Consider the following 15,436-nt stretch of genomic DNA (forward strand, 5'->3'; position numbering starts at 1 on the left):
CTAAAAATTTCCTTCTACAGTTCTTTTATGTATAATAAATTTTAACATAACAAGTAAAGGTAGTGGTAATTATGAGTCATCCCTTACTAATCGCTATTGATTTAGATGGAACGTTGTTAACTGATGCCAAAAAAATCAGTCCACGAACCAAAAAAGCCCTTCAGCTCGCCATGAAACAAGGTCATAAGGTCGTGATCTCTACTGGACGTCCTTTCCGTTCAAGTGAGCCTTATTATCAGGAACTACAGCTAGATACACCCATTGTCAACTTTAATGGGGCTTTGGTTCATCATCCCATCGATCATCATTGGGGTGTCTTTCACACACCTTTGCAAATGAACGTAGCGCAGGGCGTTATTCGAACCAGCGAAAAATTTGGAGTACGTAATATTATGGTTGAGGTCCTGGACGAAGTATTTCTCAGAGAGCATGATGAAGTGATTATGAATACTTTTTTCGACCCTTCTCTGGATGTCAATAAATTACCAGAGATTTTGCATACTGACCCTACTTCTGTATTGATTCATCCACATGAACATAACGTTGATCAACTGAGAAGATTTCTAGAGGAAGAACATGCTGAGGTGATCGATCACAGGAAATGGGGTGCCCATGGAACATTATCGAGATCGTTCGCTCTGGGCTCAGTAAGGCTGTAGGATTAGAACGAGTCTGTGCCAGCTTCGATATTCCGGCTAAGAATGTTATCGCTTTTGGTGATGAGGATAATGATATTGAAATGCTTCAATTCGCTGGGACAGGCGTCGCTATGTCCAATGCCATCCCACAACTGAAGGAAGTCGCCAATACCATTACCTTAAGTAACGAAGAGGATGGGATCGCTCATTTTCTAGAAAAGCATGTTCTATAGGGTCACATCCCGCATCTCCAGTAACATATCTCGCCTCTTTGTCCCATATACTGATTGGAGAAGGACAGATGGGGGAGATAACAATGAGCAAATTTATGGCAACCATCGTTTTAGATTTTTTTGTGGCTTTTGGCGTCATTATTGGAGGAGCATTATTAGGAGGATTAGGCGCTTTTGTCGCTGGACAACAGCCCATGCAAACCATGATGGTCCTCGCAGATAAATTGAAAATATGGGCTGTTGTCGCCGCCATAGGCGGGACTGTTGATACCCTATCCCTTATAGAACGTAATTTTTTCGATGGGATGCATAGTGAAATTATTAAGCAGGTGCTTTATATTTTCAGTGCTTTTTTTGGAGCTTATATTGGCACAACTCTGATTCATTGGCTTGGGGGAGAACTTAAATGAGAGTACCTAGTGCTCACATTTTTCGTCTGCTAACACAAATCGTCGCTTCTTTTATCTTAGGAATGCTACTAGGTGCCATCATTTTTCTTTTTATGTACGGACAACTCATGGATCAATCTCTTATTGATAACCGGAAATTGAAATCAGAAATTACGGAGCTAGAACAAGAGCTGGACTCCATAAAGAGTAAAGAAGCAGAAATTAAAAACCAACAAAAGCTAATCGTCCAAAAAATAAATATTCAAATCGTCACATCAAAGGAAAAACAGCCCAATGAGTTTATTGAAACCGAAATCACAGACCGTATGCGTAATGATCTTAAATTCCTCATCGGCATGCCTTTAGAAAGTGTAGCAGATACTGCTGAAACCATCGTTCATTTAGTCAATGGACGGAAATACACGATTGAACAGCAGGAGTTCAGCTTAGAATTAGATATGTTGGTACTCTATACAACGATGACATTTAAGGTCAAGGTGAAAAGTCGTTAGTCCCTGTTCTGTATATCACGCTGAACACTGCATATTGTCATGATAATGTAAAAATCATGATGCATTAAGGGTCGCTATCTTACGCTTTTTTTAGTATAATATTTATGTAATTTAGATTATAATCATGAAATTGGAGGTTGATGCGTAATGATTATTAACAGAAGGGTCTAGCGAGAAAAAAAGTAGAAGAATTAAAAAATGGATTTTCTGCTTTTGCTGAAACTCATGAAGTTGCTGATTTCATTGAAAAAGAACTAGCCAATTTAGACATTAAAATCCATGTTGACCGCACCTCTGTCGGCGCTTGGTTTATCCCTGTAAAGGAGCAAGGCTAACTCATGATTCCCTCTGATTCCTTACCTTAAAAAAGACCAACTTTCTCCATAATAAGTTGGTCTTTTTTATATGCTCATTCTGTTTTTCACCTTCTATTATCCTCTATTTGTCTAGTGTCCTCTCTTCTTGTCCAGACGTTTTTTTATATACGCTTCCATGCTCGCTTTGGACAACACTTCGAATCCACCTCTGGCTTCTTGTTCATCTAGTGTGAGAATCGCTTCATAGGCTCCTTCTTTAGAATTCCCTCCAATGATGATTTCACAGCTCATCCAGCCCTCAGCATTGGTTGGACAGCTTTCAGATTTCACAAAGCCACTCTGATATTCTAATGTGACTAGAATGCTCTGATTAGGAGGACCACAGGCTAAGATTTTGACCTTTTTACCACGTTGTACAGGCGAATTGATGGAATCAAGGTAAAAACAATCCTCTTCCTCTATCTCTTCTTGCGGGGGCGGTTCCTTAGACACCCCTTCTTCCGAATCTATATCCGACGAATCTGGATCTTGCTTCTCTGTACTCCCATCTTCTGCTCCTTCATCCTCTTGTTTATGAGAATCTCTTTCCTTTTTATTTTTTTCTGACGGACGATTTGGATCCATATCGGTTGGTAGAGGAGCTTGTGTTTCCCCAATCCAAACTCTCTCTACGGCTTTTTTCTTAAACGTCATCGTCTGATTAAAGAAAGGAAGATAGAGCGGCATATCGTATCTCGCTTCTACAGCCAAATAAGCTTCAGAACGGTTTCGAAGGTTAGGGAGCGATGCTTGGGTGATTTGAAAGTTCTCAATACGGAGCACAGTATCGTCAATATAAGTATCAAAGAGAGGCTGAAATACATTGTCCAAAATGGCTCTATCTGCTGCACCTGTCCCTTGTACAAATGCTTCCCTTAGCTCTAACACCTTCTGACTTTTAGTTGGGTATAACGCAGTGAGAGTACTCTCCTTTTCAGGATCTTTTATTTGAGTCATCGATACTCCAACTGGATAGATCTGTGTAGCCACTTGCTTTACCCCACTAGAAAGAGCTTGAGTTAAAGCCATATCAACGATTGATATTCGAATGAGCGTCGTTAAAAAAAGCATGAAACAAAGAAAAATCGGTAAAATAATCGCTGCCTCAAGAACAATACTACCTGTTACTTTTCTACAGAACGAAAGCCTTCTCTTACTCATAAAGTCCATACTCTTTCCTCTGCTTCGAAAAGATCAAATCAAGCTTCGGTTTGCCCAGTTCCTCTACACGTTCCTGGTAAGCAGAGACAAATGACACATTGCGTATCAATTCAACAGGGTCATGAACTGGAGAAGCGACGGTGACCGTGACCTTCTCACTCAAGACATAGCCTAATAGACGTGGGAGCTTCAATGGCTTTTCTAGACTCACAAGAACATGACTCTCCCCGTTTTCCTTTTGGTAGACCACTTCTCCATTCAATCTGGAAGGCAGCCACTCTCCTGCTTTCTTGATTTTTTTCTGTGTCAGGTTAATTATCCTGCCTGGTACGTCAAAATCTAGTTTTGTATCCCTCTTTTTCTGGGGAAATCCGAGCATCGCATCCAACCATGATTCTTCTGTATCCCTCCAGTATAATGGATCATATTCTCCCACTAAGAATTCTCCACTTTGTGAGTCCTTATGGCTGTTTGTCCAATTCATGGAGGTCTTTTCTGCTGTGATGGAGGCAAGATAATACAATGTCACCTTTTGATAGGTAACAATACTAAGAAATAAAAAAAGAATAATGGTGATGAAGAGGATAGGAAAAACCAGAGAGGACTCTATTGTAAAACTTCCTTGTTCACAGCGAATCAACGTTTTTTTACGCTCTTGCATACCATCACCAGTTCCTATCGAAAATACAAAGATTTTGTCATTTATTTTCCAATTTTGAAACTAGTTTAATGGTAAACAAAAAATAGGTGTTTGTCACCTATTTTTTGCAAGTTTTTTCTATTTTTTTGATTTAAACAGTCTGATTTCGAGCACGATCAATCGTGATATCATGGGTTTTCATTAGATCATTCACTACAACCCCCGCCGCTAACAACCCTGCTACCGAAGGAACAAATGCATTGCTGGCAGGAGGCATTTTGGCTTTGCGAATCTTAGCATTGGGATCAGGTACAATTTCTTGAAGGGTATCATGCTTTTGGAGAACAGGAATTTCTTTAGAATAGACCACCTTAACCCCCTTATAAATTCTTGCTTCACGCAGCTTTTTGCGAATCACTTTAGCCAGTGGATCATAGCTCGTTTTCGAAATATCATCCACTGTTAATTGAGCAGGGTCCATTTTATTTGCTGCACCCATGCTTGAGATGACGGGTATATTGCGCTGTTTGCATTCCTTGATAATATGTATTTTATATGTGACAGTATCACAGGCATCCACCACATAATCAAGTCCATAAGAGAAAAACTGCTCATACGTTTCTTCTGTATAGAACATTTTTAAGGCGATCACTTCGCATTCAGGATTAATGTCTGCGATTCTCTCCTTCATCAATTCTACCTTAGGACGCCCTACTGTAGAGAGCAACGCATGGATTTGACGATTGATGTTTGTAATATCGACATCATCCTTATCCACCAAGACAAGTCTTCCTACACCTGAGCGAGCGAGTGCCTCTGCTGTAAAAGACCCTACTCCCCCAATTCCTAAGATCGCTACTGTACTATTTTTTAGAGCATGGACCCCTTCTTTTCCTATGGCAAGTTCAGTTCTGGAAAACTGAGTTAATTTTACGCTCATTCGATTCACTCCTTTATATAACATATTTATTCCACAATATTAGGCGGAGTATGTCAAGGGGAATTTGTATTTTGGTTGATTAATCATTCTGTTGTTTTATTAAATCACATCTAATCACACAAAAAAAAAGAGCCCCATGTATGCCGTGGCTCCTCAGTTTTGAACCTGCCTTCGCAGGTGGGTGCTCTGCTTTTGATTTCTCATGTCCACAATGAAGAGGCATATGTTCCATCAAATAGACTCCGAGCTCCCTAACTCAAAATGTTGGCTCAAAACGTTGGTTATTCACGAACATCTCAGGACTCTTTGCTCTGCCTTTATGTTATCACAAGGATAAGGGGCATTTCAAGCTTCTTTTTATCAGAAAATTTTACGTTTTTTGACATATTATACGCTTGACTTCTGGATGGTTTTTAGATGAAGTTGATCTAACTGCTTCTCATCTACTTCAGATGGTGCCAGCGTTAAAAGACAGCTTGCGCTCGCTGTTTTTGGAAAGGCAATCGTTTCACGAAGATTCGAACGCTCAGCTAAAAGCATAATAATCCGATCTAAACCAAAAGCAATTCCACCATGCGGAGGTGTACCATATTCAAAAGCTTCTAGAAGGAATCCAAACTTTTCATTTGCTTCTTCCTTACTAAATCCTAAAAGCTCAAACATTTTTTCTTGAATTTCTCTTTGGTAGATCCTCATACTGCCTCCACCAATTTCGAAGCCGTTCAGAACCATGTCATAGGCCTTCGCTTTCATGACCGCTGGATTGCTTTCAAATAGCGGGAGATCTTCCTCTCTAGGCATGGTAAACGGATGGTGTAGAGCCACATAACGCTGTGCTTCCTCATCATATTCCACTAGAGGAAACTCAGTTACCCACAAGAACTTATATTCTTTTTCATTGATCATGTTCAGTTCTTTTCCTAGCTTTAATCGAAGAGCTCCTAAAGCATCTGCTACCACCGATTTTTTATCAGCAACAAAGAGCAAGAGATCTCCTTCCTCTGCTTCTAATGCTTGCTTGACCTGCTCTAAGGCTTCTCCTTCAAAGAACTTCGTAATCGAACCTTTTACTTCCCCATCTTTAAAGGCTATCCAAGCCAAACCTTTCGCTCCATAGATGCTCACATATTCCCCTAATTGGTCAACGTCCTTACGACTGTAATGAGCACAGCCCTTGGCGTTGATTCCTTTCACCTGTCCACCAGCCGCTACAGCTCCGCTAAATACCTTAAAAGAACTCTCGCGAACAAGCTCAGAAATATCCTTCAGCTCTAATCCAAAACGTAGGTCTGGCTTATCAGAACCAAAGCGAGCCATTGCTTCATCATAGGTTAATCTCTCAAATGGAGTTTGAACCTCTACACCTATGGTTTCGCGCATTAACTTAGCCATCAGATCTTCCATCATTGCCTGAAGTTCATTCATCTCTAGGAATGATGTTTCAATATCGACTTGGGTAAATTCGGGCTGACGATCCGCTCTAAGGTCTTCGTCACGGAAGCAACGAACAATTTGAAAGTAACGCTCAAATCCTCCAACCATTAATAACTGCTTAAAAAGCTGTGGAGACTGAGGAAGAGCAAAAAATTCACCAGGATGCACGCGACTTGGAACAAGATAATCTCTCGCTCCTTCTGGTGTACTCTTGGTTAACATAGGGGTTTCCACTTCTAAGAACCCATTCTCGTCTAGAAAATCCCTAAATATCTTTGAAGCTTTATGACGAAGCATAAAGGTTTTCTGCATCTCAGGTCGGCGAAGATCAAGATAGCGATACTTCAAGCGCACGGCTTCATCAACATCAACCTGATCCTGAATCATAAAGGGTGGGGTTTTCGCCGTATTGATGATCTCAACATTTTCTACTTGAATTTCGATCTCACCCGTTTCAATCTTCGTATTATAGGTTCCCGGTTCACGTGCAATCACTGTCCCCTTCACCGCTAAAAGATATTCACTTCGCACCTTTTCAGCCACTGCCAAGGCATCAGCTTGTTCAGGATGAAAAACGACCTGCACGATCCCTGAGCGATCCCTTAGATCAATAAAGATTAATCCCCCTAAATCTCTTCTCTTCTGAACCCAACCTTTTAATTCTACTGTCTGACCGATATGCTCTGAACGAAGAGCACCACAGTTGTGAGTACGTCCCACTGCCATTACTTTTCCTCCTTCACTAGGGCTGTAAGCATATATGCCTTAGCCTCCTCAAAACCTAATTCTTGCTGTTCTCCACTTGCCATTTCTTTTACGACCACACTGTTTTTCTCTAGCTCATCATCTCCTAGGATCACAACAAAACGAGCTCCCAAGCGATCAGCCGATTTCATCTGTGGTTTCATGTTTCGATCTAAATAATCCTTTTCCACCCGAAGCCCCGCAGTTCTCCAATTGTGTACAAGTGAAACGCTTTTCTGTTTTGCAGCCTCACCTAATGTGACGACAAAACAATCAATGTTTCGATTGATCGGAAGTTCAACCTCTTGTGTTTTTAGAGCGAGAAGCAGTCTCTCGATACTGAGGGCAAAACCGATTCCTGGCATATCTTGTCCCCCGATCTGCTCCACAAGACCGTTATATCTTCCTCCCCCACAGACAGTACCTATCGCTCCAATACCTTGAACCATAATTTCAAAAGCGGTTTGAGTATAGTAATCTAAGCCTCGAACCATTCTGGGGTTAACAACAAAGGGAATATTCATCTCCGTTAAATAGGTCTGAACCTTCTGGAAATGAGGAGCGCAATCGTCACACAAAAATTCCAAAATAGAAGGAGCATCCTTCGTTAGCTCTTGTGTCTTAGGGTCTTTGCTATCCAAGACTCGAAGGGGATTTCTTTCTAATCTCGATTGATCCTCGGCTCCCAATTGATCACGAACACCTTGTAGATGATCAAGAAGCGCCTCACGGTGAACAGGTCTACACTGGCTACACCCTACGCTGTTGATCTCTAAGTGTAAATCCTTCACTCCTAGCTCCTGATATAGCTGCATGGCTAAAGCAATCACCTCAGCATCTATACTAGGGTCTTTTGAACCAATTGCCTCTACACCGAATTGTGTAAACTGTCGCATGCGTCCAGCTTGAGGACGTTCATAGCGAAACATTGGACCAATATAGAACAGTTTTGTTGGCTGTTGAGGACTGCCAAACATTTTATGCTCTACATAGGAGCGGACTGTGGAAGCTGTCCCTTCTGGTCTCAAGGTGATACTGCGGTCTCCCTTATCTATAAAGGTATACATTTCTTTTTCAACAATATCTGTCGTTTCTCCGACACCTCGTTGAAATAGCTCAGTATGCTCAAATATCGGAGTCCTTATCTCAGAATAATTATAACGGCTGCATAAATCCCTAGCCTTTTCTTCAACATACTGCCATAGCTCTACTTCACCAGGCAGCACATCTGCGGTTCCTCTTGGCATTTTAATGGACATGCCAACCCCTCCTTCATCTTCTACTCATGTTTTGCTGTTGCTCTCCCATAATCAGTGGAATTAAAAAATCTCCCGCCACTGACATAATTGTCAGGGACGAGAGATTGAATAAACTTCACCCGTGGTACCACCCTACTTGATTCCGGCATTTTCTTAAAAACACCAAAATCCACTCTACTTAACGCGGGAAACGCCATCTGTTTACTAAAATCAACTCTAAAGGAAGTCTTATCTTTCAACAGAGGTTCTCCTGGATGTCTTTCAGTAAGAGCGTATAGAGAAACATTTTCAGCCACGATGTTTCCTCTCTAGCTATTCCGGGTTCTTACTTACTTTTCCAATCATCAAAGCCAACATTTTTTCATGTAATTGTTTTATATCATACTGATTGAAACAAATCATGTCAAGTATCTTTTTTTTCGTCTGCTTTATCTTCTAAACTTCTTTTTCAGATGCCGTACATCGGCAATGGAAATTCCGAGTTCTCTGGAGATCTCTAATTCAGTCAGGATCGACTCTCTTTCAATAAAATTATGAAAATCAACATTCTTTAAAGTAGCTAAAGATCCTTGGCTTAACGTGTCCTTCGCACTCCTTCTCATCAATCCACTTCCTCCTTTTTCTTCATTTTTCCCAAAATAAATAGATTTAATAGCAAAAAAAGCAGGAGATTAGAGAGAGGAAAAAGAATATATGTAGATTGACTTTATACACTACATAAACAGAAAGGAATGGGTAGATTTGATTCTAACGTTTCGCAAGCACCCCTTATTCCTGGTATGTTGTTTCCTATTGCTTCTCTTAGGAGGTTCCCAATCGGTCTATGCAAGTGGAGAACTCACGGTCAAAAGTAACGTTCTCAATGTCCGATCTGGTCCAGGTCTAGAACATAAGATTATTGGGCAAATATCTCAATCAGAGGTTTATCGAGTTGAAGAAGAAAAACAAGATTGGTACAAAATTTCCTTAGACAAGAATCAGAGCGGATGGGTCGCCTCTTGGCTTGTCGACTATAAAAAGTCATCTGGAACAACCAAACTTGTAGAAGCTACCTCCAATCAAATTAACGTTCGATCAGGACCTGGAACCGACTTTAAAGTTGTCACACAAATCAAGCCTAAGCAAACCTTCCCCCTCCTTAAACAAGAAGGAGATTGGATTCAAATTCAGCTTAATGGCAATGAAAAGGGCTGGGTTGCAGGATGGCTTGTCACAACATCGGAAGGAGAACGCTCCTCCGCCACACAAGTGCGAGAAAAGGTCAAAGTACAAGCCAGCGTATTAAATGTTCGATCTAAGCCAGATACCTCAAGCTCCATCCTCGGAAAGCTAGAACAGGGGACGGAAATTGAAGTGATCGAGGCACAAAAGGGCTGGTACAAAATTAAATTTAATCAAGAGTTTGGTTGGATTGCAGGTGAATTTGTTACACCTGCTAATGAAAGCAGTCCCGCGGTTGCAAAACAACAATCGCCTTTAAAGAACCAACCTAAGGTCACCATCTTAAATCAAGGAACCAATATTAGAAAAGGGCCTGGAACCAATCACGAAGTCGTCTCTCGGGCAAACCAAGGTGATACATTTGATGTTGTTTCCACAAGCGGCGAGTGGTTTGAAATTCAATTACAAGATGGAAGCAAAGGCTTTGTAGCAGGATGGATTGTATCCACAGAAGGAATTTCTTCTGTAGATAAGCATACCTTGTTATCTTATCTAAAGGGCAAGAAAATCGTCATTGACGCTGGACATGGTGGTAAGGATAGTGGTGCGACAGGCTCACACTTCGACACTCTAGAAAAAATAGTTAATCTTGAGGTTTCTAATCTCCTAAAAAGCAAATTTGAAGCAGCAGAAGCAAGTGTAACGATGACGAGATCCACAGATCGCTTTATCTCCCTTCAACAAAGGGTCACTGTTAGTACAAGTGAAAAAGCAGATGTGTTTCTAAGTATCCATCACAATACCAATGAAAATTCTAAGGTAAATGGGACCATCACCTATTTCTATTCAAATGGACAAGATCGAGTACTGGCGAATACCATCCAAAAAGAATTGGTCAAAAATAATGGGTTACAGGACCTCAAGGCAAGACAAGGGAACTTCTACGTCCTTCGAGAAAATCCACAACTAGCGGTACTTATCGAACTTGGGTTTCTCACCAATTATAATGATGAGCTGACCATACGAACAACAAAATTCCAAGAGAACTCAGCAACAGGAATCCTACATGGAGTTGCAAAATATTTCAAAGATAAAGAAGAATAAATCAAAAAAACTGGTTCAAAGTGGGCTTCAGATCACCTCCCACTTGAACCAGTTTTTATTATTCAGCCGTTTCTTCCTTCTGCCCAGAAGTCTGAATAACATAAATCATAACAATAGCAAATAGAATAAGAGTCGCGATAAATCCTAGCCATAGGCTACCCGTTAACCCTAAAATGATATAACCAAGGATCGAAATGACGGCACAGATGACAGCATAAGGCAACTGTGTCATAACATGATCAATATGGTGACAGCCTGCCCCAGTAGAAGAAAGAATCGTTGTATCCGAGATTGGAGAACAATGATCTCCAAAAACAGCTCCCGCTAAAACAGCAGATAGAGCTGGCAGAAGCATACTCGTATCAACCACAGCCATAATCTGTCCAGCAATAGGAAGCATTAAGCCGAAGGTTCCCCAAGAGGTTCCCGTTGAAAATGCCATTAATCCAGCAATCACAAATAAAATCACAGGCAGCCAGCCAACACTTAAATGCGAATTTTCAACCAGCCCAGCTAGGTATTGTCCTGTTTCTAGCTGACCAATTAAATCAACAATACTCCAAGCAAACAATAAGATGTATACAGCTGGGAGCATTGATTTTATCCCTTCCTTTATGGCACGTCCAGTTACATTTGCAGGAAGCTCTTGGTCCCTTTTATTCAAACCGATGAACAGAGCTAGAGCAACCACTAAGCCAATCAAACCACCCCATAATAAGGCTGTGGACACATCCGTATTTTCAAATATAGCTAAAAGGGTAAGGGTTCCCTCTGTTCCCTGTATCCCTGTATAAATCATCGCTCCAATGGTTCCAAGAACCAAAGCTAGGATAGGGAAAGCCAAATGCATTACCGTTCCTTTCTGGCTTACTGGTATGTCTTCTTTCAATTCACCAGGTACTTCTCCCCTCTCTGCATGAACCGTTTCTCCTGTGCGCATCGCTCTGCTTTCATGCTTTCTCATGCTTCCAATATTCACATTATAGAGGACGGTTACTAGAACAAATAAAAGTGCCGTAAGCACATAAAAGTTCATAGGAATCATCTGAATAAAGGCAGAAAACGCACTAAATTCGGTTAATTGATGTGTGGCGATAATCGTTCCAATAATTCCAATGATATAAGCACCCCAGCTAGAAATAGGTGATATTACACACACTGGCGCGGAGGTTGAATCAATTAAATAGGCAAGCTTAGCTCGCGATATTCTGTGTCGATCTGTCAGAGGACGGCTAATTTGACCTACCGCTAACGCATTAAAATAGTCATCTATAAAAATAATAATACCAAGAAAAAAGGTAACTAACTGCGCCCCCACTCTACTTTTTACTCGTTTTAGAGCCCATTCACCAAAGGCGCGACTTCCACCTGATACCGTAATAAAAGCAGTAATAATACCTAATAAAAATAAAAAGAGAATAATGTAGACATTCCACGTATTAAGCTCTCCATCAGAAACAAAAATCCCTAGAACACTCTCATAGACTTTGGTCAAGGATGCCAAGGGAGAGAAGTTCTCCAATAACAACGCTGCGGAAATGATTCCAATCCCAAGCGATAGTAAAACCCTTCTTGTCAGAAGCACCATAATAATCGCTAATAACGGTGGGATCAGTGAATAAATAGTACCAATCATAGGTTGATTCCTCCTGTTCATAATTAGGAACCGATGCTATTAAAATATGAAGAGACTAAAAAAAACAGAACAAGGATAGACATAACTATCATTACTCTGTTTTAACATTTGCAATGTTGTTAAATCCATCACGATCAGTAGCCCTCCATTATAAGTATCGAATTCCAACCTCATAATGACAGTGTTACTCTTCTTCAAAGCAACACCAACAGAGAAGTTTGACCTCTTTCTCTGCTTCGGCAAGAAATCCTTTCTGTAAGTGATCATAGGTTGTCAGCCTCACACATCATACTCTTATTTCCTGCACCTCTACCCCATCATGCTGATAAGGTATTATTCTATTGTCTGGTATATCCTGTGTTTCTATACACCCCTGCTATTATATCTTGTCTATCCTAGGTTGACAATGCTAATTTTCTTTGCTCTCAATAATAAGTGTTACAGGACCATGATTCGTCAACTTAACATCCATCATGGCTCCAAAAACGCCTGTTTCAACCTTAATTCCCTTGGCACGTAAAGCCTCATTAAATGCTTCATATAGCATCTTAGCCTCATCGGGCTTAGCAGCCTGCATAAAGTTAGGACGCCTTCCTTTACGACAATCCCCATAAAGGGTAAATTGAGAAATCGAGAGAACTTCTCCTCCCACATCGACCAGTGAGCGATTCATCTTTCCTTCTTCATCTTCAAAAATACGCAAATGCGCCACTTTTTCAGCTAAGAATTGAACATCTTGTATCGTATCCTCATGTGTAATCCCCACAAGAACAACCAAGCCAAATGATATCTCTCCAGTCACTCTTCCTTCCACGGTTACCGAAGCCTGTTTACTTCTCTGAACAACGACTTTCATTTTGAACTCCTTTTCCCTTACTGCATGATACGCTGCACTGAAAAAATATCTCTAATACGCTTAATTCTTTCTACTACTTTGTGTAAATGATCAATATTTTGGATCGAGATCGTCATCGAGATAAGGGCTAATCGGTTTTTATCGGATCGACCTGATACGGCAACAATATTGGTTTTTGTTTCATTCACAGCTTGAAGCACTTCATTAAGAAGTCCACGGCGATCCATTCCAGTAATCTCAATATCTACATTGTAATTTTGATTACAATCTCCCTCCCACTCTACAGGAAGTAGACGATCCTCCGCATCCTCTACAAGAAGATTTGGACAATTCACTCTATGAATAGATACTCCTCTCCCTCTTGTGACGAAACCAATAATCTCATCCCCAGGGACTGGATTACAGCATCTTGAAAAGCGAATCAAGAGGTTATCGATCCCTTTTACTCTTACACCATGGTCTAGCTTCTTTTTCTTCGTGGTTGGTTTCACTTCAGGAATCTGAATTTGTTCTTCTTCCTTCTTTTCTTTTCTAAACTTATCCGTTAATCTAGTCGTGATTTGAGAGGCTGTAATCCCACCATAGCCAACAGCAGCAAACATATCCTCTTCCCCAGAAAAGTTGAATTTATTAGCTACATAAGCAATGTTCTCTTCAGTTAAGACCTTTTTCAAGTCATATCCATTTTTTTTAATCTCTGACTCGACAAGCTCTCTTCCCTTGATCACACTTTCCTCACGCTTCTCTTTCTTAAAGAACTGCTTGATTTTACTCTTCGCATGAGAGGACTTGGCGATCTTCACCCAATCTCTACTTGGACCATAGCTGTGCTTCGAGGTCAGAATCTCAATGATGTCCCCCGTCTTTAATACATGATCCAGGGTGACAATCTTTCCATTGACCTTAGCACCTACACAGCGATTTCCCACCTCGGTATGAATGCGGTAGGCAAAATCAATAGGTACTGATCCTGCTGGAAGCTCGTAGACATCTCCCTTTGGAGTGAAGACAAAGACAAGATCCGAAAACAAATCCATCTTGAGTGACTCCATAAACTCTTGAGCATCATTGGCATCCTGTTGTGAATCTAAGATTTCTCTAAACCATGTTAGCTTGTCTTCAAATCTTGGGATCTCTCCTTTGGGAACATCCTTTCCTTCTTTGTAAGCCCAGTGTGCTGCAATCCCGTACTCAGCTGTACGATGCATTTCTTCCGTACGAATCTGTACTTCAAGCGGTTCTCCCTTAGAGCTAATCACCGTCGTATGCAAGGACTGGTACATGTTTGCCTTGGGCATCGCAATATAATCCTTAAATCTGCCCGGCATGGGCTTCCAACAGGTATGAATAATTCCTAGTACGGCATAGCAATCTCGAATGTTTTGAACAATGATGCGAATGGCTAAGAGATCATAGATTTCATTAAATTCTTTTTTCTGAATCGCCATCTTACGATAAATACTGTAGATATGCTTCGGTCGACCTGAGATTTCAGCTTCGATCCCGACTTCAGTAATTTTTTCCTTAATTTGATCCTTCACCGAATTAAGATGTTGCTCTCGTTCCGCCCTCTTTTGTTTCATGAGCTGTACAATCCGATAATACTGTTGCGGATTCAAGTAGCGCAAAGCAATATCCTCAAGCTCCCATTTAATGGCTGAAATCCCCATTCGATGGGCTAAGGGAGCAAAAATATCGAGGGTTTCTTCTGCTATTCTTCTCTGTTTCTCCTCTGGAACATGCTTCAATGTTCTCATGTTGTGTAAACGGTCCGCCAATTTGATCAATATCACTCGAATATCCCGCGCCATAGCAACAAACATTTTGCGATGATTCTCTGCCTGTTGCTCCTCTTGAGTTTTAAAGGTGATTCGTTTTAGCTTTGTTACTCCTTCTACTAAAAGAGTCACCTCTTGACCAAATGCTTCTGTTAATTGTTCAGATGTTACCTTTGTATCTTCAATGACATCATGTAACAATGCCGCCGCCACAGTTACTCCATCCAATTGAAGCTTGGCTAAAATCCCTGCCACCTCTACTGGATGATGGATATATGGCTCTCCTGATTTCCGAAATTGTCCGTCATGGGCTTGTTCCGCCAGCTGATAGGCTTTTTCGATCATTTGAACCTCAGAGGATGGTAAATATTCACTTGTAATCTGCAATAAGTCTTCTATATTCATATTGACCACCTTTGATAGGCTATTACTTTTTTCCTATTATCGTCTAATTATACGTGATTGTAAAGCGCTAGAAGCAAGAAATAACTGTCAATCAAGCAGGCTCCTTGAAGAATCTGCTTCCTCTAAAAAATAAATGAAGTGTCCCATAGGAATTGAATCTTAGGGACACTTCATCTTTATCCTGTCAATG

The 15,436-nt window shown here is 40.8% G+C and carries 12 protein-coding genes, 1 other RNA gene, 2 pseudogenes, 1 riboswitch and 1 other annotated feature; of the genes and pseudogenes, 5 read left to right on the forward strand and 10 right to left on the reverse strand.

Features of this window, described 5'->3' with window-relative positions; genetic code table 11:
- The first annotated feature begins 71 nt into the window (after nucleotides 1-71).
- The 4 genes and pseudogenes from JCM10596_RS26365 to JCM10596_RS31745 all read left to right on the forward strand — a co-directional run.
- Nucleotides 72-871: pseudogene (locus JCM10596_RS26365) on the forward strand (Cof-type HAD-IIB family hydrolase).
- Between the two features lie 83 nt (nucleotides 872-954).
- Nucleotides 955-1,281, forward strand: a complete 327-nt coding sequence (locus JCM10596_RS18350; RefSeq protein ID WP_025028381.1) for a YtrH family sporulation protein — start codon at nucleotides 955-957, stop codon at nucleotides 1,279-1,281.
- Nucleotides 1,278-1,772 carry a LapA family protein gene (locus JCM10596_RS18355; protein WP_025028382.1) on the forward strand — a complete coding sequence of 165 codons (495 nt, stop codon included), beginning with the start codon at nucleotides 1,278-1,280 and terminating at the stop codon, nucleotides 1,770-1,772. The genes JCM10596_RS18350 and JCM10596_RS18355 overlap by 4 nt, the downstream gene beginning before the upstream one ends.
- Nucleotides 1,773-1,945: 173 nt before the next feature.
- Nucleotides 1,946-2,107 (forward strand): annotated as a pseudogene (locus JCM10596_RS31745) (YtzJ family protein); the annotation flags it as partial.
- A 111-nt stretch (nucleotides 2,108-2,218) separates the two neighbouring features.
- Here the strand turns inward: JCM10596_RS31745 and JCM10596_RS18360 are convergent.
- From JCM10596_RS18360 to JCM10596_RS29620, 7 genes are all read right to left on the reverse strand, one after another.
- Nucleotides 2,219-3,289 (reverse strand): TadE/TadG family type IV pilus assembly protein, encoded by a 1,071-nt coding sequence (locus tag JCM10596_RS18360; protein ID WP_025028383.1) that lies wholly within the window; start codon nucleotides 3,287-3,289, stop codon nucleotides 2,219-2,221.
- Complete coding sequence (locus JCM10596_RS28185; protein ID WP_025028384.1) at nucleotides 3,282-3,950, reverse strand: TadE/TadG family type IV pilus assembly protein; 669 nt, start codon at nucleotides 3,948-3,950, stop codon at nucleotides 3,282-3,284. Before JCM10596_RS28185 ends, JCM10596_RS18360 begins: the two co-directional genes overlap by 8 nt.
- A gap of 130 nt (nucleotides 3,951-4,080) precedes the next feature.
- The gene (locus JCM10596_RS18370) at nucleotides 4,081-4,869 is read right to left on the reverse strand and encodes a tRNA threonylcarbamoyladenosine dehydratase (protein WP_025028385.1); all 789 of its coding nucleotides are present in this window, start codon (nucleotides 4,867-4,869) and stop codon (nucleotides 4,081-4,083) included.
- 127 nt (nucleotides 4,870-4,996) lie between these two features.
- A non-coding RNA gene (gene ssrS, locus JCM10596_RS28905) (6S RNA) lies at nucleotides 4,997-5,175 on the reverse strand.
- 81 nt (nucleotides 5,176-5,256) lie between these two features.
- The gene (gene aspS, locus JCM10596_RS18380; protein ID WP_025028386.1) at nucleotides 5,257-7,029 is read right to left on the reverse strand and encodes an aspartate--tRNA ligase; all 1,773 of its coding nucleotides are present in this window, start codon (nucleotides 7,027-7,029) and stop codon (nucleotides 5,257-5,259) included.
- The gene (gene hisS / locus JCM10596_RS18385; protein ID WP_025028387.1) at nucleotides 7,029-8,306 is read right to left on the reverse strand and encodes a histidine--tRNA ligase; all 1,278 of its coding nucleotides are present in this window, start codon (nucleotides 8,304-8,306) and stop codon (nucleotides 7,029-7,031) included. Before hisS ends, aspS begins: the two co-directional genes overlap by 1 nt.
- 89 nt (nucleotides 8,307-8,395) lie before the next feature.
- Nucleotides 8,396-8,660 (reverse strand) — a binding site (T-box leader).
- 74 nt (nucleotides 8,661-8,734) lie between these two features.
- On the reverse strand, nucleotides 8,735-8,911 hold the full coding sequence (locus JCM10596_RS29620; protein WP_159102375.1) for a hypothetical protein: 177 nt from the start codon (nucleotides 8,909-8,911) through the stop codon (nucleotides 8,735-8,737).
- A gap of 136 nt (nucleotides 8,912-9,047) precedes the next feature.
- Here JCM10596_RS29620 and JCM10596_RS28190 point away from each other — a divergent pair, with 136 nt between their 5' ends.
- Nucleotides 9,048-10,571: an N-acetylmuramoyl-L-alanine amidase family protein gene (locus JCM10596_RS28190; RefSeq protein WP_025028389.1), complete on the forward strand. Its 1,524-nt coding sequence runs from the start codon at nucleotides 9,048-9,050 to the stop codon at nucleotides 10,569-10,571.
- A 58-nt stretch (nucleotides 10,572-10,629) separates the two neighbouring features.
- On the opposite strand, the gene JCM10596_RS18405 is transcribed toward JCM10596_RS28190, so the two are convergent.
- From JCM10596_RS18405 to JCM10596_RS18420, 3 genes are all read right to left on the reverse strand, one after another.
- Nucleotides 10,630-12,207 carry a Na+/H+ antiporter NhaC family protein gene (locus tag JCM10596_RS18405; RefSeq protein ID WP_025028390.1) on the reverse strand — a complete coding sequence of 526 codons (1,578 nt, stop codon included), beginning with the start codon at nucleotides 12,205-12,207 and terminating at the stop codon, nucleotides 10,630-10,632.
- 130 nt (nucleotides 12,208-12,337) lie between these two features.
- A riboswitch (Lysine riboswitch) is annotated at nucleotides 12,338-12,527 on the reverse strand.
- 89 nt (nucleotides 12,528-12,616) lie between these two features.
- Nucleotides 12,617-13,063: a D-aminoacyl-tRNA deacylase gene (gene dtd / locus JCM10596_RS18415; protein ID WP_025028392.1), complete on the reverse strand. Its 447-nt coding sequence runs from the start codon at nucleotides 13,061-13,063 to the stop codon at nucleotides 12,617-12,619.
- A 17-nt stretch (nucleotides 13,064-13,080) separates the two neighbouring features.
- A complete protein-coding gene (locus tag JCM10596_RS18420; protein WP_025028393.1) occupies nucleotides 13,081-15,246 on the reverse strand; it encodes a RelA/SpoT family protein in 2,166 nt (721 codons plus the stop codon).
- Nucleotides 15,247-15,436 lie beyond the last annotated feature (190 nt).

Origin of the sequence: Caldalkalibacillus mannanilyticus JCM 10596, assembly GCF_000615945.1 — a bacterium.
Taxonomy (GTDB): Bacteria; Bacillota; Bacilli; order Caldalkalibacillales; family JCM-10596; genus Bacillus_AT; species Bacillus_AT mannanilyticus.